Source organism: Microlunatus flavus, assembly GCF_900110855.1.
Classification (GTDB): Bacteria; Actinomycetota; Actinomycetes; order Propionibacteriales; family Propionibacteriaceae; genus Microlunatus; species Microlunatus flavus.
Window position 1 is genome coordinate 1 of the sequence record NZ_FOFA01000007.1, and the last position, 23,689, is coordinate 23,689.

At 73.5% G+C, this 23,689-nt stretch carries 23 protein-coding genes and 1 pseudogene; 16 read left to right on the forward strand and 8 right to left on the reverse strand.

Features of this window, described 5'->3' with window-relative positions; all coding sequences use genetic code 11:
* Both BMY04_RS15195 and BMY04_RS22850 read left to right on the forward strand, forming a co-directional pair.
* A pseudogene (locus BMY04_RS15195) lies at window positions 1-294 on the forward strand (hypothetical protein); the annotation flags it as partial.
* Between the two features lie 196 nt (window positions 295-490).
* Window positions 491-805 carry a hypothetical protein gene (locus tag BMY04_RS22850; protein ID WP_091182684.1) on the forward strand — a complete coding sequence of 105 codons (315 nt, stop codon included), beginning with the start codon at window positions 491-493 and terminating at the stop codon, window positions 803-805.
* 13 nt (window positions 806-818) lie between these two features.
* On the opposite strand, the gene BMY04_RS15205 is transcribed toward BMY04_RS22850, so the two are convergent.
* Together BMY04_RS15205 and BMY04_RS15210 are read right to left on the reverse strand one after the other, a co-directional pair.
* A complete protein-coding gene (locus BMY04_RS15205; RefSeq protein WP_091182688.1) occupies window positions 819-1,550 on the reverse strand; it encodes an AAA family ATPase in 732 nt (243 codons plus the stop codon).
* A 10-nt stretch (window positions 1,551-1,560) separates the two neighbouring features.
* Window positions 1,561-1,971 (reverse strand): VOC family protein, encoded by a 411-nt coding sequence (locus tag BMY04_RS15210; protein WP_091182691.1) that lies wholly within the window; start codon window positions 1,969-1,971, stop codon window positions 1,561-1,563.
* Between the two features lie 109 nt (window positions 1,972-2,080).
* Here BMY04_RS15210 and BMY04_RS15215 point away from each other — a divergent pair, with 109 nt between their 5' ends.
* Genes BMY04_RS15215 through BMY04_RS15225 form a run of 3 tightly spaced genes read left to right on the forward strand, consistent with a single transcriptional unit; the run spans window position 2,081 to window position 4,860 of the window.
* Complete coding sequence (locus BMY04_RS15215; protein ID WP_170854172.1) at window positions 2,081-3,118, forward strand: alpha/beta hydrolase; 1,038 nt, start codon at window positions 2,081-2,083, stop codon at window positions 3,116-3,118.
* Window positions 3,119-3,157: 39 nt separating this feature from the next.
* A complete protein-coding gene (locus BMY04_RS15220; RefSeq protein WP_091182699.1) occupies window positions 3,158-4,540 on the forward strand; it encodes a UTP--glucose-1-phosphate uridylyltransferase in 1,383 nt (460 codons plus the stop codon).
* Between the two features lie 5 nt (window positions 4,541-4,545).
* Window positions 4,546-4,860 (forward strand): hypothetical protein, encoded by a 315-nt coding sequence (locus BMY04_RS15225; RefSeq protein WP_091182703.1) that lies wholly within the window; start codon window positions 4,546-4,548, stop codon window positions 4,858-4,860.
* A gap of 126 nt (window positions 4,861-4,986) precedes the next feature.
* On the opposite strand, the gene mscL is transcribed toward BMY04_RS15225, so the two are convergent.
* The 3 genes from mscL to BMY04_RS15240 are packed head-to-tail and all read right to left on the reverse strand — an operon-like array spanning window position 4,987 to window position 6,538.
* The gene (gene mscL / locus BMY04_RS15230) at window positions 4,987-5,394 is read right to left on the reverse strand and encodes a large conductance mechanosensitive channel protein MscL (protein ID WP_091182706.1); all 408 of its coding nucleotides are present in this window, start codon (window positions 5,392-5,394) and stop codon (window positions 4,987-4,989) included.
* Window positions 5,395-5,450: 56 nt separating this feature from the next.
* A complete protein-coding gene (locus tag BMY04_RS15235) occupies window positions 5,451-6,101 on the reverse strand; it encodes an SAF domain-containing protein (protein ID WP_091182709.1) in 651 nt (216 codons plus the stop codon).
* Between the two features lie 50 nt (window positions 6,102-6,151).
* Window positions 6,152-6,538 (reverse strand): FmdB family zinc ribbon protein, encoded by a 387-nt coding sequence (locus BMY04_RS15240; protein ID WP_091182712.1) that lies wholly within the window; start codon window positions 6,536-6,538, stop codon window positions 6,152-6,154.
* A 230-nt stretch (window positions 6,539-6,768) separates the two neighbouring features.
* Between BMY04_RS15240 and BMY04_RS15245 the strand changes: the two genes are divergently transcribed.
* The 6 genes from BMY04_RS15245 (at window position 6,769) to BMY04_RS15270 (ending at window position 15,774) form a co-directional block, all read left to right on the forward strand.
* Window positions 6,769-9,291: a penicillin acylase family protein gene (locus BMY04_RS15245; protein ID WP_170854173.1), complete on the forward strand. Its 2,523-nt coding sequence runs from the start codon at window positions 6,769-6,771 to the stop codon at window positions 9,289-9,291.
* 286 nt (window positions 9,292-9,577) lie between these two features.
* Window positions 9,578-12,898 (forward strand): isoleucine--tRNA ligase, encoded by a 3,321-nt coding sequence (gene ileS, locus BMY04_RS15250; RefSeq protein ID WP_091182720.1) that lies wholly within the window; start codon window positions 9,578-9,580, stop codon window positions 12,896-12,898.
* Window positions 12,899-13,076: 178 nt separating this feature from the next.
* Entirely contained in the window at window positions 13,077-13,265 is a 189-nt protein-coding gene (locus tag BMY04_RS15255) for a DUF2795 domain-containing protein (RefSeq protein ID WP_091182723.1), read from the forward strand.
* Window positions 13,266-13,355: 90 nt separating this feature from the next.
* A complete protein-coding gene (locus BMY04_RS15260; RefSeq protein WP_091182726.1) occupies window positions 13,356-14,543 on the forward strand; it encodes a zinc-dependent alcohol dehydrogenase in 1,188 nt (395 codons plus the stop codon).
* Window positions 14,540-15,457 carry a Rieske (2Fe-2S) protein gene (locus BMY04_RS15265; protein WP_198410200.1) on the forward strand — a complete coding sequence of 306 codons (918 nt, stop codon included), beginning with the start codon at window positions 14,540-14,542 and terminating at the stop codon, window positions 15,455-15,457. The genes BMY04_RS15260 and BMY04_RS15265 overlap by 4 nt, the downstream gene beginning before the upstream one ends.
* An 8-nt stretch (window positions 15,458-15,465) precedes the next feature.
* Entirely contained in the window at window positions 15,466-15,774 is a 309-nt protein-coding gene (locus BMY04_RS15270; protein ID WP_232506427.1) for an acylphosphatase, read from the forward strand.
* A gap of 10 nt (window positions 15,775-15,784) precedes the next feature.
* On the opposite strand, the gene BMY04_RS15275 is transcribed toward BMY04_RS15270, so the two are convergent.
* The gene (locus tag BMY04_RS15275; RefSeq protein WP_091182730.1) at window positions 15,785-16,432 is read right to left on the reverse strand and encodes a 5-formyltetrahydrofolate cyclo-ligase; all 648 of its coding nucleotides are present in this window, start codon (window positions 16,430-16,432) and stop codon (window positions 15,785-15,787) included.
* The gene (locus tag BMY04_RS15280; protein WP_091182734.1) at window positions 16,429-17,460 is read right to left on the reverse strand and encodes a LacI family DNA-binding transcriptional regulator; all 1,032 of its coding nucleotides are present in this window, start codon (window positions 17,458-17,460) and stop codon (window positions 16,429-16,431) included. Before BMY04_RS15280 ends, BMY04_RS15275 begins: the two co-directional genes overlap by 4 nt.
* A gap of 254 nt (window positions 17,461-17,714) precedes the next feature.
* Here BMY04_RS15280 and BMY04_RS15285 point away from each other — a divergent pair, with 254 nt between their 5' ends.
* The gene (locus tag BMY04_RS15285) at window positions 17,715-19,340 is read left to right on the forward strand and encodes a glycoside hydrolase family 13 protein (protein WP_091183450.1); all 1,626 of its coding nucleotides are present in this window, start codon (window positions 17,715-17,717) and stop codon (window positions 19,338-19,340) included.
* Window positions 19,341-19,488: 148 nt separating this feature from the next.
* Here BMY04_RS15285 and BMY04_RS15290 read toward each other — a convergent pair whose 3' ends face one another.
* Complete coding sequence (locus tag BMY04_RS15290; RefSeq protein WP_091182737.1) at window positions 19,489-20,289, reverse strand: Fpg/Nei family DNA glycosylase; 801 nt, start codon at window positions 20,287-20,289, stop codon at window positions 19,489-19,491.
* A gap of 304 nt (window positions 20,290-20,593) precedes the next feature.
* Here BMY04_RS15290 and glp point away from each other — a divergent pair, with 304 nt between their 5' ends.
* The 4 genes from glp to BMY04_RS15310 are packed head-to-tail and all read left to right on the forward strand — an operon-like array spanning window position 20,594 to window position 23,582.
* Complete coding sequence (glp, locus tag BMY04_RS15295; protein ID WP_091182740.1) at window positions 20,594-21,913, forward strand: molybdotransferase-like divisome protein Glp; 1,320 nt, start codon at window positions 20,594-20,596, stop codon at window positions 21,911-21,913.
* On the forward strand, window positions 21,910-22,410 hold the full coding sequence (gene moaC / locus BMY04_RS15300) for a cyclic pyranopterin monophosphate synthase MoaC (RefSeq protein ID WP_091182744.1): 501 nt from the start codon (window positions 21,910-21,912) through the stop codon (window positions 22,408-22,410). The genes glp and moaC overlap by 4 nt, the downstream gene beginning before the upstream one ends.
* A 5-nt stretch (window positions 22,411-22,415) precedes the next feature.
* Window positions 22,416-22,910, forward strand: coding sequence for a MogA/MoaB family molybdenum cofactor biosynthesis protein (locus BMY04_RS15305; RefSeq protein WP_232506428.1), 495 nt, complete (start codon window positions 22,416-22,418; stop codon window positions 22,908-22,910).
* A gap of 21 nt (window positions 22,911-22,931) precedes the next feature.
* A complete protein-coding gene (locus tag BMY04_RS15310; RefSeq protein WP_091182748.1) occupies window positions 22,932-23,582 on the forward strand; it encodes a GNAT family N-acetyltransferase in 651 nt (216 codons plus the stop codon).
* Window positions 23,583-23,689: the final 107 nt, after the last annotated feature.

Consider the following 23,689-nt stretch of genomic DNA (forward strand, 5'->3'; position numbering starts at 1 on the left):
GGTGAGGAACCTGCGGCGCTCGCTCGCGCGGCGGTGGAGCCCGCCTGCGCCGCGGACCGGGACGGCGACGGCTGGGTCAGTCGCAAGGTCGGCCCGAACGGCGTCGTCTGCGTGGCCTGGCAGCAAGTCAGCGTCGGCAAGCACCGCGCCGGCTCGCGATGCGACGTCCTCGTCACCGACCAGGTCCTGCAGTTCTGGATCGGCTCCGAGCTGCTCAAGACCGTGACCCGGACCAGCAGCGGGGAGGTGAGGAAGAAGCACGCCGCCGGCAGCCGCCCGCGGCCTAGAGTCTGATTCAGAGTGTCAAGGATCAACCGGTACTCAACCGTCAAGCCTCAAGCGGAACCAGACAGGGGCGCCGTCCGCGCAGGTGCCCAGGTCCTCGAACCGGCCCGCCGGCACGACCCCACCTGCGCCGTCGCCCCGAGTCCGACCGCGCGCAGGCTGGACGCGCCGAGCGGCCTCGGCCCTGCGTGACAGGCTCGTCGCCATGAGCTCCACGCACGAGACGGCGCCCGCCGACCCCCAGGCCGTACGCCGGCTGCTCGGCCAGCTGCGTCACCAGATCGACCAGGCGCTCGAGGACCTCGACGCCCAGGCGCCGGCGGCCGCGGAGCGGCCCGCTCCGGCTCCGCAGACGTTCAGCCGGCCCGCGACCGTTCCGCCGGTGCGCATGGAGCAGCTCCACCGCACCCCCGAACCCACCGCCGACCTGGACGACCTCGTCGACGTGCTCGCCCCCCGGCTGCTCGAGCGGCTGGTGCCGGCCCTGCGCGACGCGCTGCGCGAGGACCGCCAGGGCTGAGCGCGCTGCGACCTCAGTCGTCGATCACGTGCCGCAGGTAGCGGTGCGGGTCGGTGAGGTAGGAGCGCCAGTTCGCCACCAGCACGAGGTCGTCCCACGACGTCTCGCGGAGGCCCCAGTCGCCGACCTCGAGGATCGTCGCGCCGGGCAGGGCCGCCAGCACGGGGGAGTGGGTGGCGCAGACGACCTGGGCGCCCTCGGTCGTGGCGAGCTCGTGCAGCGCCGCGACGAGCGCCAGGGTCGAGGCGAAGGACAGCGCGGTCTCGGGCTCGTCGAGGCAGTAGAAGCCGGGCGAGCCGAGGTACTTGCGGACCATCTGCAGGATCGACTCGCCGTGGCTCAGCTCGTGGAACTTCGGGTCGCCGGGACCACCGGCGCCGGAGTCCAGGTAGGACAGGTAGCCGTGCATCGTCTCGGCGCGCAGGAAGTAGCCCCAGCGCGAGGCCCCGGCCGCACGGGTGAGCCGCAGCCAGTCGTGCAGGTCGGACTCGGTGCGGACGGTCTCGTGGACGGTGTTGCGGGTGCCGCCCTCCAGCGAGAGCCCGTACGCGCCCGCGATCCCCTCGAGCAGCGTCGACTTGCCGGAACCGTTCTCGCCGACGACGAAGGTGACGCCCGCGTCGAGCACGAGGCCCTCGCGCAGGACCTGGTCGACCACGGGCAGCGTCGTCGGCCAGCGTCCCCAGGAGACGTCGGCGTCCTCGCGGCCGTCGACGCGGCGGACCGGTCGGCGGTCGAGGCGCACGGGTGCGGCGTCAGCCGGCGCTGATGTTGACGAGCCAGGAGATCCCGAACCGGTCGTCGCACTGCCCGAACTCGTCGCCCCACATCTGCTTCTCCAGCGGGAACGTGACGGTGCCGCCCTCCGACAGCCGACCCCAGTAGCCGCGCAGGGCGTCGGCGTCGTCCCCGCTGAGGCTGATCGCGATGTTGTTGCCGACGGTGAGGTCCATCGGGCCCGGCACGTCGGAGATCATCAGCGTGAAGCCCATCGGCGTCTCCAGCTGCCCGTGCATCACGTCGTCCGCCGTGACCCCGGGCGGCGCCTCGCCGAACTCGCCGAACGTCATCACGGTGAAGTCGCCGCCGAAGACCGCCTGGTAGAACTCCAGGGCTTCGCGGGCCTGCCCGCGGAAGTTGATGTACGGGTTGAGACGCGAGGACATGCGGGCTCCTTCGGTCGCGGGCCAGGGCGTCGGCCCGGTGGGCAGCACCCTAGACCTGCTCCGCGCGTCGGGGCAGGTCCTCAGAACGCGCACCCGTACCCTCGTCGGCATGCGGCAACCGGGCTCGACCAGCCGCACCGTCCTGGCCCTGACCTGGCTCGTCGTGGGCGCCGCGATGGTCGCCGTCACGGGCTGGATCGGCTGGACCCGGGGCCGCGTGCTCCTCAACGGCCACCCCGCCGCGGTGGTGCTCGGACTGGCGACGGGACTGCTCGGCTTCGTCGCCCTCGCCTGGGCCGTCGCGTCGCTCGTGATCGGCGACCGGCAGGACCGCGAGGGCGACCCCGACCACCCCGCCCGGCGCACCCCGGCCCAGCTCGAGCGCCGGGCCCGGGTCCGGATCGTGCTCGCGGTGCCGCTGCTCCTGCTCGCCCTGCTGTCCGTCGTGCTCCTCGGCTACTCCCGACCGCTGGCCGCCCAGCCGGAGGCGCTCGCCGCCCTGCGCAGCCAGAACGGCGTGCGGACCGTGGACCGCGTGACCTGGTACGAGCTCGTCCCCACCCTGGAGGACGCCCGCGGCACGACCGTCCGGCCGACGACCGGGCTGGTCTTCCTGCCCGGGGCGCGGGTCGACCCGCGCGCGTACGCCCCCGAGCTGCGCCGGGTGGCGGAGGCGGGTTACCTCGTCGTCGTGCTCAAGGAACCCTTCGGCTTCTCGATCTTCGACCGCGACCACACGGCGGCGATCGTCGAGAACCACCCGGAGATCACCCACTGGGTGGTCGGCGGCCACTCGCTCGGAGGCACGGTCGCGGCGTCCTACGCCGACGGCGACCGCCGCGTGGAGGGCCTGCTGCTGCTGGCCTCCTACCCCTCCAGCCGCCTCGACCGCACCGACCTGCGGGTCACCTCGGTCTCCGGCGACCAGGACGGCCTCGCGACGCCGGCCGACATCGAGGCGTCGAAGGCGAAGCTGCCGCCGAGCACGACGTACGTCGTCGTCCCGGGCGCCGCGCACGCGAGCTTCGGCGACTACGGCCGCCAGCCCCACGACGGCACGCCGACCGCCGACCCGGTCGCGGTCCAGGAGCAGGTGGCCAAGGCCGCGGTCGACCTGCTGGTCGCGATCACGCCCAAAGCGAAGTAGCGGTCGTCGCGGGCGGCCGATCCTCCCTACGATCGAGCCATGAGCGCAGAGGGTCTGGAAGCCGCCCGCACGAAGATGGCCGACGCCGGGGTGCAGCCCCAGGCGATCGAGGTCTTCACGCACTACTACCACCAGCTGGAGGAGGGCGTCACCGGGCTGATCGCCGAGGACAGCATCGAGCCCCTCACCGACCCGCCGATGCTGAGCGACGTCGAGGTCAGCCCCGAGCAGGCCGCCGAGGCCCTCGGCGCCACCGCGATCATCAAGCTGAACGGCGGCCTCGGCACCTCCATGGGGATGGAGAGGGCCAAGTCCCTGCTCCCGGTGCGCGGGGACCGGACGTTCCTCGACCTCATCGTCGAGCAGGTCCTCACCGCACGGGAGACGTACGGGGCGCGGTTGCCGCTGCTGTTCATGGACAGCTTCCGCACCCACGACGACACCCTCGCCGCGCTCGCGGGCTACGACGACCTGCCGGTCGAGGGCCTGGGCCTGGACTTCCAGCAGAACCAGGAGCCCAAGCTCCTCGTCGACGGCCTGACGCCGGTCGAGTGGCCGGCCGACCCGTCGCTGGAGTGGTGCCCGCCCGGCCACGGCGACCTCTACACGACGCTCGAGGGTTCCGGGGTGCTCGACCGGCTGCTCGAGCTCGGCTACCGCTACGCCTCGGTCTCCAACTCCGACAACCTCGGTGCCGCCCCGGACGCGACGATCGCCGGGTGGTTCGCGGCGACGGGAGCCCCGTACGCCGCCGAGGTCTGCCGCCGCACCCCTGCCGACCGCAAGGGCGGCCACCTCGCCGTGCGGAAGTCGGACGGCCAGCTGATCCTCCGCGACACCGCCCAGACCGCGCCGGACGAGATGCACTTCTTCACCGACGAGCACCGCCACCCGTTCTTCCACTGCAACAACCTGTGGTTCGACCTGGCTGCGGTCTCGAAGGTCCTCAAGGAGCGCAACGCCGTCCTCGGGCTGCCGCTGATCAAGAACGTGAAGAACGTCGACCCGTCCGACTCCTCCTCGCCGGAGGTCGTGCAGATCGAGAGCGCGATGGGCGCGGCGATCGAGGTGTTCCCGGGCGCCACGGCGATCGGCGTCGGGCGCGAGCGCTTCCTGCCCGTCAAGACCACGAACGACCTGATGCTGCTGCGCTCCGACGTCTACGACGTCACCCCGGAGGGCCGCCTCGAGCGGACCGTGGACCCCGCACCGCTGGTCGACCTGGACAGCCGCCACTACAAGACGATCTCGCGCTTCGACGCCCACTTCCCCGCGGACGTGCCGTCGCTGCGCGAGGCGCAGAGCCTCACGGTGAAGGGCGACTGGACCTTCGAGGCCGACGTGCGCGTCGTGGGTGCCGCGACCCTGGAGGACGAGGGGTCGGCCAGCACCGTCCCCAGCGGCACGGTCCTCGGCGGCTGAGGGCGGTGGCCGCCGGCGAGCCGAGGGCCTGGCACCAGGCCCTGGCGTACGCGGTGTCGGGCGAGCGCCGGCCCGAGCTCGGCGTGCAGGAGGTGCCGGACCTCGACGTGGTCGCCGCGGCCCTGGCCGGACGCACGGTCGGCGCGCACGCGGTCCCGCCCGACCTGCGCGAGGGGATCGGCGCGGCCCAGCTCGCGGCGCTGGTCACCGCGCTGCGCGCCCGCCTCGACGCAGGCGCGCACCCGGTGCTCGCCGACCGCGCCCCGGACGCGGACGAGCGCCGGCTCCTCGCCGACGTCCCTCCCCACCACGGGACCTGAGGGGCGCCGGCTCCGCGCGCGGGAGGCCGCACGGACGACACTGCGCGCAACCGGCGGCGGCACTCGCGTGTCGCCGGTTGCGCGCAGTGGTGGTGCGCTGCGTGCGGCCCCTCGGGCCGCCGTGGGTCAGCGGTGGTCGGGGACCTGACCGGGGACCGGGTTGCCCGCGGCCTGCTGGCGCAGCAGGTCGCGGATCTCGGTCAGCAGGTCCTCCGACGTGACGGCCGGCGCGGCCTCCGGCTGGTCCTGCATGGCCTTGAGCCGCTCGCTGATCCGGTTGTACGGCAGGACGACGAGCCAGTAGACGACGGCCGCGGTGAGGATGAAGCTCAGCAGGGCGGTGATGAAGACGCCGACGCTGATGCCGTAGATCGAGGTCGAGCTGAAGTCGGGCACACCACCGAACTTGCCGATGATGTCCATGATCATCCCGGTGAAGGCCTTGACCACGGCAGCGAAGGCGGTGCCGATGATGACCGCGACGGCCAGCTCGACGAGGTTGCCCCGCATCAGGAAATCTCGAAAGCCCTTCACGTTTCTCCCCCTGGGCAGATGGGTACACCCCTGACCCGCTGCACGCTAGCAGCGCTTCAGCGCCAGATCACGGTCAACGCGCCCGAGGCCGCCGCCCCGGCGAGGGCTGCGGTCGCGGTGTCGGGGACGTCGAGGACGACGAGCGCGCCGGCGGTGGTCGCCTGGTCGTCGGCGCTGCGGGCGGGGATGGTCACCACCCGGACCGCATGGGCCACGGTGCTCGTCCGGCCGCCCTCCGCGGCCACGCCGATCACGTCGACCACGTCGCCGGGCCTCAGCAGGGCGACGACGTCGGCGTCGCCGAGGCGGACCGGCGCCAGCACGTGCCCGACGCCGACCACCTCGGCCGACGTCACGGCGAGCGGGGTCAGCACCTGGTGCCGGGTCACCGGTGCGGCGAGGCGCTGCCCGACCAACGCGTCCAGGTCTGCAGTGGCGCGTTCGGGCAGCCCCTCCCGCGGCAGGTCGACGGCCTCGAGGTCGTCGACGCCCAGGACGGTGCCGCCGGCGAGGTCGCTGCGCGCCCGCACGACCGTCGAGGTCGGCGGCGCGGGCGGGGCCGTTGCTGCCAGCCCGGTGACGACGGTGAGGGCGGCGGCCACCACGGCCAGCTTGCGCCGGTGCCAGGAGGCCGCGCGGACGAGCCGGCGCAACGGGTGGTGGGTGTGGTGGGGGATGCCCGGACGGGCGGGGGGACGCGGTCGCACACCTCAGTGGTAACGACGCGGCACCCTGATGTGCCGGTCGTCCACAGGACTCAGGCGGCGGAACCCGACCCTGTGGACGAGCTGGCCGCCTTGGCCGGGGCCTTCGTCTCGGTCTTGGGGCTCGAGGACCCGTTGGTGCCCGAGGACCCGTTGGACCCCGCGGACCCGTTGGACCCCGACGACCCGTTCGACGAGCTGTCGGAGGAGCTGGTGCTCTTGCTGCTCGAGGAGGACGAGCCGCCGTCGGAGGAGCCCTCCTTCGGCCGGGAGTCGGTCCGGTAGAAGCCCGAGCCCTTGAAGACGACGCCGACGGCGTTGTAGACCTTCCGCAGCTGCCCGTGGCAGCTCGGGCACTCCGTCAGCGCGGCGTCGCTGAACTTCTGCACGGCCTCGAGGTCGTGACCGCACTCGGTGCAGCGGTACTGGTAGGTAGGCATCCGGCTCTTTCCCTCGTGGTCGGCGCCACCGCCCGACCGTGTCTCGCTAGCACTCAAGGATATCGACTGCCAACCCATTCCCGGGCCACGCGCGCAGCCGGGGCGATCCGGGCGACGCACCGCACCTGACGCGGAGCGCGGCGGTGCCGGCCGGCGGCGTACGGCGGCGACCCGTGGCGCGGGCCGCGTCGGACCGTGGTTCCCCAGGTCCGCTCACTACTGTGCACCCCGTGCGTCACGTCCCCCGCTGGCTCGTCTTCGCGCTGGTGGTGGTCGTGCTGGTGGCCGGTGGGCTGCTCAGCCTCGGGACCGCGTCGGTGCGCCGCCCGCTCCCGCAGCTCGAGGGCGAGGCGACGCTGCCCGGCCTCAACGGTCGCGCGACGGTGCTGCGCGAGGACCACGGCGTCCCCCAGGTCTACGCCGACCAGCCGGAGGACCTCTTCGAGGCGCAGGGCTACGTCGCCGCGTCCGACCGCTTCTTCGAGATGGACGTGCGCCGCCACGCGGCCGAGGGACGCCTCGCCGAGCTCTTCGGCCCCTCGCAGGTCGCCACCGACACCTTCGTGCGCACCGTCGGGTTCCAGCGGACCGCCGAGGCCGAGCTGGCGGTGCAGTCCCCCTCGACCCGGCGCTACCTGGACGCGTACGCCTCGGGGGTCAACGCCTACCTCCGCGGCCGCTCGCCCGGCCAGGTCTCGCTGGAGTACAGCCTGCTCGCGCTCGACGGGGTCGACCAGGCGCCGGAGGAGTGGACGGCGGTCGACTCGCTCGCGGTCTTCAAGACCTTCGGCTGGCTGCTCAGCTCCAACCTCGACGACGAGGTCGAGCGGGCGCTCGACGTCGCCGCGGTGGGGGAGGACCTCGCGGCCGACCTGACCCCGGCCCACCCCCTCGACGGGCACGAGCCGATCGTCGACCAGGGCACGGTCGTCGGCAAGGCCTTCCGCCCCGACGGCGACCAGGCGGCCTCCGCCCCGGGCGGGCCGGCGGGCCGGCTCCCGGTGGCCGCCCGCGACGCGGTCGCGGACGCCGGGCGGGCCGGCGCGACGCTCACCGCGCTCTTCGGGACGCGCGAGGGCATCGGCTCGAACTCGTGGGTCGTCAGCGGCGCCCGGACCGCGAACGGCGCGCCGATGCTGTCGAACGACCCGCACCTGGCAACCTCCATCCCGTCGCCGCTGGCCCAGGTGGGCCTGCACTGCACGACGGTGTCCGCCGCCTGCCCCTTCGACGTCACCGGCTACTCGATCACCGGGGTCCCCGGCGTGGTCATCGGACGCAACGCCTCCGCGGGCTGGGGGCTGACGACCAGCTACGCCGACGTGCAGGACCTCTACCTGGAGGACGTCGCCGGCGACCGGGTGCGCGTCGGCACGCGGGAGGAGCCGCTCTCGGTCCGGACCGAGGAGCTGAAGGTCGCGGGGGAGGACCCGCGCACCATCACGATCCGGTCCACGCGTCACGGCCCGCTGCTCTCCGACGCCAACCCGGACACGGCCACCACGGGGCGGCTCGCGGGCACCCCCGACAAGCCGTACGCGGTCGCCCTCGCGTGGACCGGGTCGATCCCGGGCCGGTCGATGGACGCGATCCTGGCGATCGACACGGCCACCGACTGGAACCAGTTCCGCTCGGCGGCCGCGCTGCTCGGCACGCCCTCGCAGAACATCGTCTACGCCGACGTCCACGGAACCATCGGCTACCAGCTCGCCGGGCAGGTCCCGCGGCGCGCTCGGGGCGACGGCCGCAGCCCGCTCCCCGGCTGGGACACCGGCGCCAACTGGAAGGGGCTCGTCCCCTTCGCCGAGCTGCCGTACGTGAGGAACCCCGCGAGCGGCGTGGTCGTCGCGGCCAACAACCAGGTGATCGGCGACCAGTACCCGTACGTGATCGGCTCGGCCTACTCCTACGGCTGGCGCAGCCAGGAGCTCAACGACCGGCTCCGCGACGTCCGCGGCCTGACGCCCGACCAGGGGGAGCAGCTCTTCTACGACGACCGCTCGCTCTTCGCCGCGACGCTGGTGCCCGAGCTGCTCAAGATCAAGGTCGCCGACGGGTTCGTCCGCGAGGGGCAGCAGACGCTCGTGGGCTGGGACTACCGCATGGCGCCGGACTCGGCCGCGGCCGCGTACTTCGCGGTGGTCGTCCACGACCTGCGCAAGCTCGTCCTGTCCGGCCGGCTCCCGCCGGAGCGGTGGCCGGACGAGGACCAGTGGTCCGCGATGCTCGACCGGCTGCTGCTCGAGCCGGACGACGCGTGGTGGGACGACCCGCGGACGCCCCGGGTCGAGCACCGCGACGACGTGCTGCTCGCCGGCCTCACCCTCGCCCGCAAGGAGGCGACGTCGCTGATGTCGCGCGACCCTGCCGACTGGGCGTGGGGCCGCATCCACCGCGTACGGCTGCGCAGCACGACCTTCGGCACCAGCGGGATCGCCCCGCTCGAGGCCCTGTTCAACCGCGAGGACGACGCCGCGGGCGGAGGCGGGACGACCGTGAAGGCGCTCGGCGGCGAGGCCGGCTCCGGCTACGGCGTGACGCTCGGCTCGGCGATGCGGATGCTCGTCGACCTCGGCGACGCCGACGGCGGGCGCTGGGTCAACCAGAGCGGCGCGTCCGGGCACCCCTTCGGTCCCTACTACGAGGACCAGGCCCAGCTGTGGCTCTCGGACCGCACCTGGCCGATGGTCACGACCCGCAACGCCGTCGCGGCCAGGACGCGGCACACGCTGGTCCTGAAGCCGGACGGGTAGACCGCGCGGGGTCGCGGCCGCAGGAGCAGGAACGGGCGTGCCGCAGCCACGCCGTCTGGCTACGATGGGTCCCATCAGGCGACGACCCGGCCATCACCGGTGAGCCTCCGGAAGAACGGGTGCGCAGCACCTCAGTAGACCCGGACGGGTGGGCCCGTGACAGCCCTCATGAGCGGGCGGTCGAGCGGGTGGGTCGCCAAGCGGGGTGGTACCGCGGTGTGCGTCCGGCCGGGCGCTCGTCGTCCTCGTGTCCCAGCGGCAGCGAGCACGACACGAGGACAGCGCGATGGTGTACCCCAAGCAGACGACCGGCCTCCCCAGCGGCGGCCCTTCGGCCGATGACTCGGCGAGCCCGACGAGCTCGTCGACGGGCTCGGGCGTCGGCGTCCCGGCCAGCCCGGACTTCCCGCGCATCGAGGAGGGGGTCCTCGCGTTCTGGAAGGGCGACGACACCTTCCGCGCCTCGGTCGCGAAGAACCCGACCGGGACGAACGGGTCCAACGAGTTCGTCTTCTACGACGGCCCGCCCTTCGCCAACGGCCTGCCGCACTACGGCCACCTGCTGACCGGCTACGTCAAGGACATCGTCCCGCGCTACCAGACCATGCGCGGGCGTCACGTGGAGCGCCGCTTCGGCTGGGACACCCACGGCCTGCCTGCCGAGCTCGAGGCGATGCGCCAGCTCGGGCTCAAGACCAAGGCCGACATCGAGGCCCTCGGCGTCGAGAAGTTCAACGCCGCCTGCCGCGAGTCCGTGCTCCGCTACACCGACGAGTGGCAGGACTACGTCACCCGCCAGGCGCGCTGGGTCGACTTCGACAACGACTACAAGACCCTCGAGCCCGACTACATGGAGTCGGTGCTGTGGGCGTTCAAGACGCTCTACGACAAGGGCCTGGTCTACGAGGGCTGGCGCGTCCTGCCCTACTGCTGGAACGACGAGACGCCGCTGTCCAGCCACGAGCTGCGCATGGACGACGACGTCTACCAGGTGCGCAACGACCCGGCCGTGACCGTCGGCTTCCGGCTCGAGACCGGTGAGCTCGCGCTGATCTGGACGACGACGCCGTGGACCCTGCCGAGCAACCTGGCGATCATGGTCTCGCCGGAGATCGACTACGTGGTCGTCGAGAGCGACTTCACCGGCACCACCGAGCGCTACGTCATCGGCGAGGCGCGCGTGGCCGCGTACGCCCGCGAGCTCTTCGGCGACGCCGCCAAGGAGAAGGACTTCGACTGGCGCAGCCGGGTCGTCGAGCGCCTCACCGGTGCCGACCTGGTCGGGCGCTCCTACACGCCGCCGTTCACCTACTACGCCGGCCAGCCGCGGGCGCACCGCGTCGTCGTCGCCGACTTCGTCACCACCGACGAGGGCACCGGGCTGGTGCACAGCGCCGGCGCGTTCGGCGAGGAGGACAAGGAGGTCACCGACCGGGAGGGCATCGAGGCCGTCATGCCCGTCGGGCCGGACGGGAAGTTCACCTGGCCGGTGCAGGAGTACGCCGGGATGCTCGTCTTCGACGCGAACCCGCACATCATCGACGACCTCAAGGCCGTCACCCGCGGCGGTGCGGCGGGCTCGGTCTCCGAGGGCACGGTGCTGTTGCGCCAGGAGTCGTACGCGCACTCCTACCCGCACTGCTGGCGCTGCCGCAACCCGCTGATCTACAAGGCCGTGTCGAGCTGGTTCGTCGAGGTCACCAAGATCAAGCACCGCATGGGCGAGCTCAACGACCAGATCACCTGGGTGCCCGAGCACGTCAAGGACGGGCAGTTCGGCAAGTGGCTGGCCGGTGCGCGCGACTGGTCGATCAGCCGCAACCGCTACTGGGGCACGCCGATCCCGATCTGGGTGTCCGACGACCCGGAGCACCCGCGCACCGACGTCTACGGCTCGATCGCCCAGCTCGAGGCCGACTTCGGCGTGGAGGTCACCGACCTGCACCGCCCCTTCATCGACGAGCTGACCCGGCCCAACCCCGACGACCCGACCGGGCGCTCGACGATGCGCCGCATCGGCGACGTCTTCGACGTGTGGTTCGACTCGGGCTCGATGCCCTACGCCCAGGTCCACCACCCGTTCGAGAACGCAGACTGGTTCGAGCACCACTACCCGGGCGACTTCATCGTCGAGTACATCGGGCAGACGCGCGGCTGGTTCTACACGATGCACGTGCTGGCCACGGCGCTGTTCGACCGGCCGGCGTTCTCCAGCTGCATCAGCCACGGCATCGTGCTGGGCAGCGACGGCGCCAAGATGAGCAAGTCGCTGCGCAACTACCCCGACGTGTCCGAGGTCTTCGACCGCGACGGGGCCGACGCGATGCGCTGGTTCCTCATGTCGAGCCCGATCCTGCGCGGCGGCAACCTGGTCGTCACCGAGCAGGGGATCCGCGAGGGCGTGCGCCAGACGCTCATCCCGCTGTGGAACGCGTACTACTTCTTCACCCTGTACGCCAACGCCGCGAACGGTGGCGCGGGCTACGAGGCGAAGGTCTCGCGCGACTCCGAGCACGTCCTCGACCGCTACGTGCTGGGCAAGCTCGACGAGCTGGTCGCGACGCTCGGGCAGCGGCTCGACGCGCTCGACGTCGCGGCGGCCTGCGACGCGGTGCGCGCGTTCCTGGAGGTGCTGAGCAACTGGTACATCCGGCGCTCGCGCGACCGCTTCTGGGACGGCGACTCCGACGCCTCGCACGCGGCGTTCGACACCCTGTACACCGTGCTCGAGACGGTGACGCGCGCCGCGGCCCCGCTGCTGCCGCTGGTCACCGAGGAGGTGTGGCGCGGGCTGACGGGCGGACGTTCCGTGCACCTGGAGGACTGGCCCGCGCTCCCCGACCCCGCCGAGGGCGCGGCCGACCTGACCGCGGCCATGGACCGCGTCCGCGAGGTCTGCTCCACCGGCTCGGCCCTGCGCAAGGCCGAGGGGCTGCGCGTACGGCTGCCCCTGTCGCGCCTGACGGTGGTCACCGAGGAGCCGGCGGCCCTCGCACCGTTCGTCGACCTCGTGCGCGACGAGCTCAACGTCCGCGCGGTCGACCTGGTCGCGGCCGACGACGAGGCCGCGGGCTCCTTCGGCGTCCGCCAGGTCCTGCAGGTCCTGGCGCGGGCCGCCGGCCCCCGGCTGGGCCGTGACGTGCAGACCGCGATCAAGGGCAGCAAGAGCGGCGACTGGTCGGTCGACGCCGACGGCGCGGTGACCGCGGGCGGCATCGCCCTGCAGGCGGGGGAGTACACCCTGGTCACGCAGGTCGCCGAGACCGGCGGCGACGACCACCGCGCGGTCTCGATGCTGCCGGGCGGCGGGTTCGTGGTGCTCGACACCGCGGTCACGCCGGAGCTGGCGGCCGAGGGCCTCGCCCGCGACGTCGTCCGCGCCGTGCAGCAGGCGCGCCGCGACGCCGGCCTCGACGTGAGCGACCGCATCACGCTCACGCTCGGCGGCGACGACGCGGTCCGCGCCGCGCTCGAGCAGCACCGCGACCTCGTCGCGCGCGAGGTGCTCGCGGCCTCGGTCGAGGTCGGGGGACCGCTCGGTGCGGGCGCCACCACGGCGGCTGTCGGGGACGCCCAGCAGGTCGGGCTGGCGCTGGCGAAGGCCTGAGCCGCGGCGCGGCGGAAACGGGTGGGTTCCTGCACCGTGACGGTGCAGGAACCCACCCGGTGACCAGGAGGGCGGGGCTGAGGACGCGCCAAGACCTGGCCGTGGAGGCGGTCGGGGCTGATTGCCATGCGTCGCGGGCGGGTAGGGAGCAGCAGGACCCACCGAGGAAGGCACCCGCATGGCTGACATCAACCCGATCCACCTGCAGAAGGCGCTCAAGGGCGCGAGCTACCCCGCGAGCAAGGACGACCTCATCGCCACGGCGAAGGACAACGGCGCGGACGACGAGGTCATGTCGTTCCTGAACGACCTCCCCGACCGCGAGTTCGGCGGGCCGAACGGCGTCACCAAGGAGATCAGCTCCTAACGAGTTCCACCCACCGCCGCACCGCCCGAGCTGGCGGTGCGGCGGTGCCGGTCTGACAAGGGACCGCCCGACATCGACGGAAGGAGCGGCATGCGCGCCGTCACCTGGCAGGGCAAGCGGAACGTCTCGGTCGAGGAGGTGCCCGACCCCACGATCGAGCAGCCCACCGACGCCATCATCAAGATCACCAGCACCAACATCTGCGGGTCCGACCTGCACCTCTACGAGACCCTCGGCCCGCTGATGGACCGCGGCGACGTCCTCGGCCACGAGCCGATGGGCATCGTCGAGGCCGTCGGCAGCGAGGTCGGCGACCTCAAGGTCGGCGACCGGGTCGTCATCCCCTTCCAGATCTCCTGCGGGCACTGCTGGATGTGCACCCGGGGGCTCTACACGCAGTGCGAGACCACCCAGGTCCGCGACCAGGGCAGCGGCGCCGCGCTCTTCGGCTACTCGAAGCTCTACGGCCAGGTGCCGGGCGGCCAGGCGGAGTACCTGCGGGTCCCGCAGGCGCAGTTCACCCACATCAAGGTCCCGCACGGCCCGTCGGACGACCGCTTCGTCTACCTCTCCGACGTGCTGCCGACCGCGTGGCAGGCCGTGACGTACGCGGAGGCGCCGCCGGAGGGCTCGCTGCTGGTCCTCGGCCTCGGCCCGATCGGCGACATGGCGTGCCGCATCGCGCTGCACAACGACCCGGGCCGCACGGTCATCGGCGTCGACCTCGTGCCCGAGCGGCTCGAGCGGGCCCGCGCGCGCGGCGTCACCGTCATCGACCTGAACGAGGTCGGCGACAACCTGCTCGAGGCCGTGCAGGCCCTGACCGACGGTCGCGGAGCGGACGCGGTGATCGACGCCGTCGGCCTCGACGCCCACGGCTCGCCCAAGGCGAAGGTCGTGCAGACGGTGGCCGGGCTGCTGCCCGACGCCGTGTCCGAGCCGCTGCTCAAGACCTCCGGGGTCGACAAGCTCGCCGCCTTCTACTCCGCGATCGAGCTCGTCCGCCGCGGCGGCACGATCTCGCTGAGCGGCGTCTACGGCGGCGCGGCCGACCCGCTGCCGATGCTCACGCTGTTCGACAAGCAGATCCAGCTGCGGATGGGCCAGGCGAACGTCAAGCGCTGGGTGCCCGACATCCTGCCGCTGCTGACCGACGACGACCCGCTGGGCGTCGACACCTTCGCGACGCACCACCTGTCGCTGGAGGAGGCCCCGCACGCCTACGACATCTTCCAGGAGAAGAAGGACGGCGCCGTCAAGATCGTGCTGAACCCGTGAGCCGCACCCGCACCCTCACGGCGGCCACGCCGCTCACGCGGCTGCTCGACACGGTGGTCGGCGCGATCGAGCACGCCGAGGTCCTCGACAAGGTCTCGGCGCCGATCGCGGCACTGGAGCAGAAGCTCGGGGAGACGCTGCCCTGGTGGAAGAACCTCGCCAGCGGGACGTTCCTCGGCCACCCCCTGCACCCGCTGCTGGTGACCGTGCCGATCGGCTCGTGGACGGCCGCCGCGGCCTTCGACCTCGTCGGTGACCGCAAGGGGGCCAAGCGGCTCGTCGCCATGGGCATCCTGGGCGCGCTGCCGACGATGGCCACCGGCGGTTCCGACTGGGCCTACACCAACGGCGCCGAGCAGCGGGTCGGGCTCGTGCACGCCTCCGCCAACTCGCTCACGCTGACCGCGTACGGGCTCAGCTGGTGGGAGCGGCACCGCGGCAACCACGGCCGCGGCGTCGCCTGGTCGGTGCTGGGCGCGGCGACGATGGGCGTCGGCGGCTGGCTCGGCGGCCACATGTCGTACGCCCTGGGCGTCGGCGTGGACACGACCGCGTTCCAGCACACCGACGAGGAGTGGACGCCGGCGGCGACGTCGGCGGAGGTGCGCGAGGGCGAGCTGACCGCAGGCGACGCGAACGGCGTGCCCGTCGTCCTCACCCGCACCCGCGGAGAGGTGGTCGCGCTGGCGGACCGCTGCACGCACCGCGGCGCACCGCTGCACGAGGGGCGGATCGAGGAGGGCTGCATCGTCTGCCCGTGGCACGACAGCGCGTTCGACCTCGACGGTGCCGTGGTCCGCGGTCCGGCGACCCGGCCGCAGCTCGCGTACGAGGTCGTCGAGCGCGACGGGCAGGTGCTCGTCCGCTTCAGCGACGAGGAGCGCAGCCTGCGCACCAACCCGGTCGGGGTCTGACCGGTCCCGTGAGCGCCTCCGACCCGGACGTGGCCGATCCGCACGACGCCGTCGTGCGCCGCCACGTCCGGGTCACCGGGCGCGTGCAGAACGTCACCTACCGCGACTCGACCCGCGAGCAGGCCGAGCGGCTCGGCGTCGTGGGCTGGGTGCGCAACTGTCCCGACGGTTCGGTCGAGGCCGAGCTCGAGGGTTCCGAGGCGGTGCTCGACGACCTGCTCCGCTGGATGCACGACGGGCCGCTGCTGGCCCGCGTCGACGCCGTCGAGGTCGAGGTCGTCCCGCCCGCCGGGGACGAACGGTTCCGGGTGCGCTGACTTCTCCCGCTCAGGCGTACGGGGGCTCGCACTCCAGGACCCCGTCCGGGGTGACGATGCGGTCGACCCGGTGGTCCCAGGGCTGGGCCGGGATGGCGTCCAGGACTTCGTCGCGGTTCAGCAGGACGAGGACGGGCGAGGCCTGGCCCGCGTGGCGCAGCGCCCGGTCGTACCAGCCGCCGCCGCGTCCCAGCCGGTCGCCGCGACGGTTCGCGGCGAGGCCGGCGCACACGACGACCTCCGCCTCCGGCAGCTGGCGGGCCGGCAGGCGCACGCCGGTCGGCTCCAGCAGCCCGAGCGGTCCAGCCCGCAGCGCGTCCGGCCCCTCGTACGCGGCCCACGCCGGCTCGTCGAGACGACCTCCCGCCCCGTCCGTCAGCACCGGCAGGACCACCCGGACCCGGCGCGCAGCCAGCCAGCCCACCAGGCGCAGCGTGTCCGGCTCGTCGCCGGAGGAGAGGTACGCCGCGACCGTGTCGGGCCGCCGGGCGTCGAGGGCGTCGGCCAGCACCGCGAACCGCGCCTCGTCGTCCGCGTCCCGCTCGGCCGCGCCGCGGGCGGCCCGGCGCAGCAGCACGGCGGCCCGCAGCCGGCGCTTGGCCCCGGCGAGGGCGGCCTGGTCGGCCGCGTCCTGCCCGCCGTGGACGTCCCCGCTCATCGGGGCTCCCGGACGGGGACGGGCCCGGTCGTGAGGCGGAGCACCACGCGCGTCGGCACCAGCACGTCCGGGTGCTCGGGCACCTCGCCGGCGGCCAGCGTCAGCGCGAGCTCGGCGGCGGCGGTCCCGAGCACGTCCACGGGCTGGGCGATGGTGCTGAGCCCCATCCGCCCGGCGTGGGCGTGGTCGTCGAAGCCGATCACCGAGAGGTCCCGCGGCGCGCGGATCCCCACCTGGTCGAGCGCGACGAGCGCGTTGAGGGCGAGGTCGTCGGAGTCCACCGCCAGGGCGGTGGGCGGGTCGGTCATCGACAGCACGGCCTGCGCCACCACGTCGCCGGCCTGCGGGTGCGGCGCGACGAGCAGGATCCGGTCCTCCTCGCCCACCCCCGCCTCGTCCATCGCGTCGTGGAACCCCTGGACGCGGCGGGCGGAGCTGAAGACGAAGCCCGGCCGGTGCAGGTCGGTCTGCACGAAGCCGATCCGGCGGTGCCCGAGCCCGAGCAGGGTCCGGACCCCCTGCCGGGTGCCGTCGACGTCGTCGATCGCGACGCTCGGGACGCCCGCGACGCGCTGGTTGAGGTAGACCAGCGGCAGTCCGATGCTGTGCAGCCGGTTGCGCTCGGCCGCCGTCAGCGCGAACGAGGCGACGATCAGGGCGTCCACGTTGCGCCGCACCGGCAGCCGGGTGAAGAAGGCGTCGCGCTCGGCGGCGTCCTGGGCCCGGAAGATCGTCAGCTCGACGTCGGCGAGCGCGAGCCGGGCGTACACGGCGTCGAGGACCGACCCGCTGAACCACGTCTGCAGGGGCGAGCCGATGAGGACGCCGACGCGCCCGAGCCGTCCCCGGGCCAGCCCGGAGGCCGCCCGGGAGATCGCGAAGGAGAGCTCCTCGGCGACGGCCGCGACCCGCGCGGTGGTCTCGGCGGAGACGAGCGGCGAGCCGCGCAGCGCCCGGGACACGGTGGCCACGGACACGCCCGCCAGGCGCGCCACGTCGGCCATGCTCGCGTGGTTGTCCGTCGGCACCCCTGACCCCCCGGTCCCGGGGCGGGGCCCGGTCTGGGTCAGGAGGGTAACAAGGGGGTGGTTCCTCCGGCTTTTGCGCGCGTCCGGGGCCGGTCCCTACGCTGGGCGCGCAAGCGGTTGCACACGCTGCCCCGTCGCCCTCTCCCGCCCCGAACCCTTCTCGAGGACCTGCCGTGCCCGCTCCTGACCCCGCGCCGCTCGACGCCGCCGGCCCCGACGCCCGATCCGACGCCCGCCCGGGCTCCCGGCCCGACCTGGGGGCCACCTGGTGGCGCCAGGCGGTCGTCTACCAGGTCTACCCGCGCAGCTTCGCCGACAGCGACGGCGACGGGCTCGGCGACATCCCCGGCGTCACCTCGCGCGTCGGCTACCTCGCCGAGCTGGGTGTCGACGCGATCTGGCTGAGCCCGTTCTACCCCTCGGCGCTGGCCGACGGCGGCTACGACGTGGACGACTACCGCGACGTCGCGCCCGAGCTCGGCACGCTCACCGACTTCGACGCGCTCGTCGGTGCCGCGCACGCGGTGGGCATCAAGATCATCGTCGACATCGTGCCCAACCACACCTCCAACCGGCACGCCTGGTTCCTGGAGGCGCTGGCGTCGGCCCCGGGGTCCGCGGCGCGCAACCGCTACGTCTTCCGGGACGGCACGGGCGTTGACGGCTCGCTGCCGCCGTCGGACTGGCAGAGCCACTTCGGCGGGCCCGCGTGGACCCGGCTGACGGACGCGGACGGCAACCCGGAGCAGTGGTACCTGCACCTGTTCGCCCCCGAGCAGCCCGACCTGAACTGGGACAACCGCGAGGTCCACGAGGAGTTCCTGACCACCCTGCGCTTCTGGGCCGACCGCGGGGTCGACGGCTACCGCGTCGACGTGGCGCACGCGCTGGCCAAGGACCTGTCCGACCCGCTGCGCAGCAAGCCGGAGACGCCCGGCGAGCTGCCGCTCGACGGCAGCGACCCGCTCTTCGACCGCAACGAGGTCCACGAGATCTACGCGGAGTGGCGGCAGGTGTTCGACTCCTACGACCCGCCGCGCACGGCCGTGGCCGAGGCGTTCTCCGCACCCGAGCGGCGCGCGCTCTACGCCCGTCCGACCGAGCTGGGCCAGGCCTTCAACTTCGACCTTCTCAAGGCCGACTTCGACGCCGCCGAGTTCCGCGAGGTCGTCGAGTTCTGCCTCGCCCAGGCCGCCGAGGCGGGGTCGTCGTCGACGTGGGTGCTGTCCAACCACGACGTCGTGCGGCACGCCTCGCGCTACGGGCTGCCCACCGGCACCGACCTCGACGACTGGCTGATGACCGACGGCCTCGGCACGATCCTCGACGAGGAGCAGGGCCTGCGCAGGGCCCGCGCGGCCGTGCTGTTCATGCTCGCGCTGCCCGGTTCGGCGTACCTCTACCAGGGCGAGGAGCTCGGCCTCCAGGAGGTCGCCGACCTGCCGGCGGGCGCGCTGCAGGACCCGATCTGGCTGCGGACCCAGCACACCAAGAAGGGCCGCGACGGCGCCCGGGTCCCGCTGCCGTGGACCGAGGAGGGCGCGACGTACGGCTTCGGCTCCGGGAACGCGTGGCTGCCGCAGCCCGCGGCCTGGTCACGGGTGGCGGTCGACCAGCAGGACGGCGTCGGCGGCTCGACCCTCGAGCTCTACCGCGACGCGCTGCGGATCCGCCGCGAGCTCCAGACCGACGAGACCCTCGACTGGATCGACGCCGGCCGCGACGACGTCGTGCACCTCGTCCGGCCCGGCGGCTGGCACTGCGTGACGAACTTCGGCACCGAGCCGTACGCGCTCCCGGCCGGCGAGGTCCGCGTCGCCAGCGCCGAGCTCGTGGACGGGCAGCTGCCCGGCGAGTCGAGCGCCTGGTTCACCGCCTGAGCAGCCCCCTCTGTCCTCGGCTCCGGGCTTCTGCGACATCTGCTCGCTCTTCTCGAGTCTGCGCGCTCAGCAACGCGCGCAGACTTCAGAAGAGCGAGCAGACGGCGGACCCCTCGGCGGAGTCGGCTTCGCGACGGAGCGAGGACAGTTACACAGCCGGCTGGCAGTGCGGGCACCAGAAGAGGTTCCGCGCGACCATCACCGCGTGCGCGATCGGGGTGTCGCAGCGCCGGCAGGGTTCGCCGGTGCGGCGGTAGACGTAGAACGAGTCCGCGCGCGTCGCGCGTCCCGTACGCCGCTCCCGGTCCTCGTGCTCGGTCGTGACGATGCGGCCGGCCCGGACGCCGGCCTGCATGAGCTTGGTCAGGTCGGCCCACATGTCGTCGAACACGGCGGGCTCGAGGTCGCGGCCGAGGACGTAGGGGTTCACGCCGTGGCGGTAGAGGATCTCGGCCCGGTAGACGTTGCCGATCCCGGCGAGCACGTGCTGGTCCATGAGCAGCGCGCCGATCGCCACCCGGCTGCGCCCGATGCGCTCGCGGGCCGGCGCCGGGTCGGTCCTCGGGCGCAGCGGGTCGGGTCCGAGGGCCGCGGTGATCTCGGTCTTCTCGGCCGGGGTGACGATCTCGCAGCGGGTCGCCCCGCGCAGGTCCAGGTAGTGCCCGGCGCCCTCGATGCGCAGCCGCAGCGCGCCGCGCGGCTCCGGCGCCGGCAGCGGACCCTCGGCGAACTTGCCGTACAGCCCGAGGTGCACGTGCACGTAGACGTCGCCGGAGTAGCGGTGGAAGAGGTGCTTCCCCCAGGCGTCCGTGCCCTCGAACGTGCGCCCGTCGATCAGCGCGGCCCCGTCGGCGAAGCGTCCCTGCGGGCTCGAGGCGGCCACCTCGTGACCGGCGAAGGTCGCCTTGTGCAGGCGCGCCAGCCGGTGGATGGTGTGGCCCTCGGGCATCGTCTTCTGTCCTCGCTCCGCTCGGACGCGGGTCGCGCTCGGGTCCTCTGCCTTCCTTGTTCGCGGTGACGACGGAGAAGCGTGTCGTCACCGCTCGCTCGTCCAGGCAGAGGCGCGCGAACCGGTCGTGGTCCAGCCGCTTCGCACGGCGGCGGGTGCCGAGCCTAGGTGTGCCACGCTCGGACGCCGGGAGGGAGTTCCGGTGCCCGGGCGTCCGTGGACGCAGCGAGGCGGTGACCGGGCGTGGGACCGCGCCCGGCGCGGGTCCCGAGCGTGACGCGTACGCCGCCATAGGGTTCGGCTCATGCCCCTCTTCGGACGCAAGAAGAACGACGAGGCGCTGCGGCACACCCCCGAGGTCGCGGTGCTCCCGGAGCCGCCCGCGCCTGGGCCCGACGGGCTGCGCACGCTCGAGCAGCACCGCGACTACCTGCTGTCGTGCGTCGAGGAGCTGATGCCGTTCGGGCAGCACGTGCTCGACGCCCTCGGCCTCAGCATCTGCGAGGACGTGACCTCCGGCATCGACCTGCCGCGCTTCGACAACACCGCCATGGACGGCTACGCGGTCCGCGCGGCCGACGTCCAGTACGCGACCGAGGTCCGGCCCGTCCGGCTCCCGGTCGTCGGCGAGGTCCCCGCGGGCGCCGCGGCCCCGCACCGCCTCTCGCCCGGCACGGCGATGAAGATCATGACCGGCGCGCCGATCCCCGCGGACGCGGACGCGGTGGTCCCGTACGAGGCGACCGACCGCGGCGCGACCGACGTCACGGTGCACCGGGCCAGCACCGCCGGCCAGCACATCCGCCGCCAGGGCGAGGACGTCGCGGTCGGCGACCTGGTCCTCGCCGCCGGCTCCCGCATCGGCGTGCGCGACGTCGGCCTGCTGGCCGCCGTCGGCGTCGACAAGGTGATGGTGCGCCCCCGTCCCCGGGTCGTGGTGATCTCCACCGGCTCCGAGCTCGTCGACCCCGGCCTGGCGCTCGACCCCGAGCAGATCTACGACTCGAACTCCTACCTGCTCGCCGCCGCGGCCAAGGACGCCGGGGCTCAGGTCTTCCGGGTGGGCCACGTCGGCGACGACCCTGCCGCGCTCAAGCAGCTCGTCTACGACCAGCTCGTCCGCGCCGACCTCATCCTCACCACCGGTGGCGTGAGCCAGGGCGACTACGACATCGTCAAGGCCGTGCTCCCCGAGCTCGGCGCCACCGACTTCGCCGCGGTCGCGATGCAGCCGGGCAAGCCGCAGGGCTTCGGGCTGATCGGGGAGGACCGGACGCCGATCATCATGCTGCCGGGCAACCCGGTCAGCGCGTTCGTGTCCTTCGAGGCCTTCGTCCGGCCGGTGATCCGCAAGCTGATGGGTCTCACGCCGTACGTCCGCCCCGGCCTCCGCTGCGCCGCCGCGCACGCCATGAGCTCGATCCGTGGCCGTACGCAGCTGGCCCGCGCCGTCGTCACGGCCGACGAGACGGGCGCGCGCACGGTGGCGCTCGTCGGCGGCCACGGGTCGCACCTGATCGGCGACCTCGCGCGGGCCGACGCGCTCGTCGTGCTGCCCGCCGAGACCGAGTTCGTCGCGGCGGGGACCGAGCTCGAGGTGTGGCCGCTGGACCAGCCGCGATGAGCGGCGAGCAGGCCCCGGACGCGTCGGGACTGACCCATCTGGACGCCTCTGGTCAGGCCCGCATGGTCGACGTCTCCGCCAAGGAGGTGACCGTCCGCACGGCGACGGCGGCGGGCCTCGTCCGCCTGAGCCCCGCCTGCGTGGCGACGCTGCGCGCCGGGGACGTGCCCAAGGGCGACGCCCTCGCCGTCGCCCGCATCGCCGGGATCATGGCCGCGAAGAAGACCCCCGACCTCGTGCCGCTGTGCCACCCCCTCATGATCAGCGGCGTGGACGTGCAGGCCGAGGTGACCGACGAGGGCGTCGCGCTGCGGGCCACGGTCAGGACGGCCGAGCGCACCGGCGTCGAGATGGAGGCGCTCACCGCCGTCAGCGTCGCCGGGCTGACCGTGGTCGACATGGTCAAGGCGATCGACCGCGACGCGGTGATCACCGACGTCCGCGTGATCGCCAAGTCGGGCGGTCGCAGCGGCGACTACCGGAGGGCGGGGGAGTGACGGAGGTGGCTGGTCCGACCTCGCAGAGGCCGACCGCGCTGGTGGTCACCGTCTCCACGCGGGCGTCGGCCGGGGTCTACGAGGACCGCTCGGGGCCCGTGCTGGTCGCCGGTCTCAGCGACGCCGGCTTCACGGTCGGCGACCCGGTCGTCGTGCCGGACGGCGAGGAGGTCGGCGCCGCGCTGCGCGCCGCCGTCGCCGCGGGCCACGCGGTCGTCCTCACCACCGGGGGCACCGGCCTCAGCCCCGACGACCGCACGCCCGAGCAGACGCGGGCGGTTCTCGAGCGCGAGGTCCCCCAGCTCAGCGCAGCCGTGGCCGCGTACGGGGTGGAGCACGGCGTGCCCACGGCCGTGCTGAGCCGCGGAGTCGCCGGCACGGCGGGCCGCACGCTCATCGTCAACGTCCCGGGGTCGAGCGGCGGTGCGCGCGACGCGATGACGGTGCTGGCGCCCGTCCTGCAGCACGCGGTCGCGCAGCTCCGCGGCGGCGACCACTGAGCCGGGTGCGGTGAAGCGCTCATGAGCTCCGGCTACAGCTACGGCACGCACCACTGGCCGGTCAGCCTGCGCCACGACCGGGTGGTGCTCGCGCCGATGCGTCGTCGCGACCAGGCGGTCTGGGAACGCGTCCGGCGCCGCAACGCCGGCTGGCTCAAGCCGTGGGAGGCGACGCTGCCGCCCGGCTCCTCGGCGGGCCCGACGTCGTACGGGGCGCTGGTCCGCTCGCTGAGCCGGCAGGCGCGCGACGACCGGATGCTGCCGTGGCTCGTCTTCTACGACGACCAGCCGGGCGGTCCGGCGACGCTGGCCGGCCAGCTCACGGTCAGCGGGATCGTCGGCGGCTCGGCGTCGTGGGGCCAGATCGGCTACTGGGTCGACCAGCGACTGGCCGGGCGGGGCATCATCCCGACGGCGGTGGCGCTCGCGGTCGACTACTGCTTCTCCGTCATGCGGCTGCACCGCATCGAGATCGCCATCCGGCCCGAGAACGCCGCGAGCCTGCGCGTGGTGGAGAAGCTCGGCTTCCGGCCCGAGGGGATGCGGCCGCGCTACCTCCACATCGACGGCGACTGGCGCGACCACCTCGTCTTCGCGCTCAACGCCGAGGAGGTCGGCGAGGGCCTCGTGCGCCGCTACGACGCGCAGCGCACCCGGCCGCAGCAGCCCTGAGGCAGGCGGCGCCCGAGCCGTACGGCCACCGTCGGCCGGACCCTGCGGCGGGGTCGGCACCGTTCCGTGACCTGCCGTCCGGGCGAGGTCACGCGGTGATCACGCGA

Excerpts from the sequence above, each read along its gene's own strand:
- BMY04_RS22850 (WP_091182684.1), top strand. The coding sequence starts at position 491 with ATGAGCTCCACGCACGAGACGGCGCCCGCCGACCCCCAGGCCGTACGC.
- BMY04_RS15210 (WP_091182691.1), bottom strand. The coding sequence starts at position 1,971 with ATGTCCTCGCGTCTCAACCCGTACATCAACTTCCGCGGGCAGGCCCGC.
- BMY04_RS15215 (WP_170854172.1), top strand. The coding sequence starts at position 2,081 with ATGCGGCAACCGGGCTCGACCAGCCGCACCGTCCTGGCCCTGACCTGG.
- BMY04_RS15220 (WP_091182699.1), top strand. The coding sequence starts at position 3,158 with ATGAGCGCAGAGGGTCTGGAAGCCGCCCGCACGAAGATGGCCGACGCC.
- BMY04_RS15240 (WP_091182712.1), bottom strand. The coding sequence starts at position 6,538 with ATGCCTACCTACCAGTACCGCTGCACCGAGTGCGGTCACGACCTCGAG.
- ileS (WP_091182720.1), top strand. The coding sequence starts at position 9,578 with ATGGTGTACCCCAAGCAGACGACCGGCCTCCCCAGCGGCGGCCCTTCG.
- BMY04_RS15255 (WP_091182723.1), top strand. The coding sequence starts at position 13,077 with ATGGCTGACATCAACCCGATCCACCTGCAGAAGGCGCTCAAGGGCGCG.
- BMY04_RS15260 (WP_091182726.1), top strand. The coding sequence starts at position 13,356 with ATGCGCGCCGTCACCTGGCAGGGCAAGCGGAACGTCTCGGTCGAGGAG.
- BMY04_RS15275 (WP_091182730.1), bottom strand. The coding sequence starts at position 16,432 with ATGAGCGGGGACGTCCACGGCGGGCAGGACGCGGCCGACCAGGCCGCC.
- BMY04_RS15290 (WP_091182737.1), bottom strand. The coding sequence starts at position 20,289 with ATGCCCGAGGGCCACACCATCCACCGGCTGGCGCGCCTGCACAAGGCG.
- glp (WP_091182740.1), top strand. The coding sequence starts at position 20,594 with ATGCCCCTCTTCGGACGCAAGAAGAACGACGAGGCGCTGCGGCACACC.
- moaC (WP_091182744.1), top strand. The coding sequence starts at position 21,910 with ATGAGCGGCGAGCAGGCCCCGGACGCGTCGGGACTGACCCATCTGGAC.
- BMY04_RS15310 (WP_091182748.1), top strand. The coding sequence starts at position 22,932 with ATGAGCTCCGGCTACAGCTACGGCACGCACCACTGGCCGGTCAGCCTG.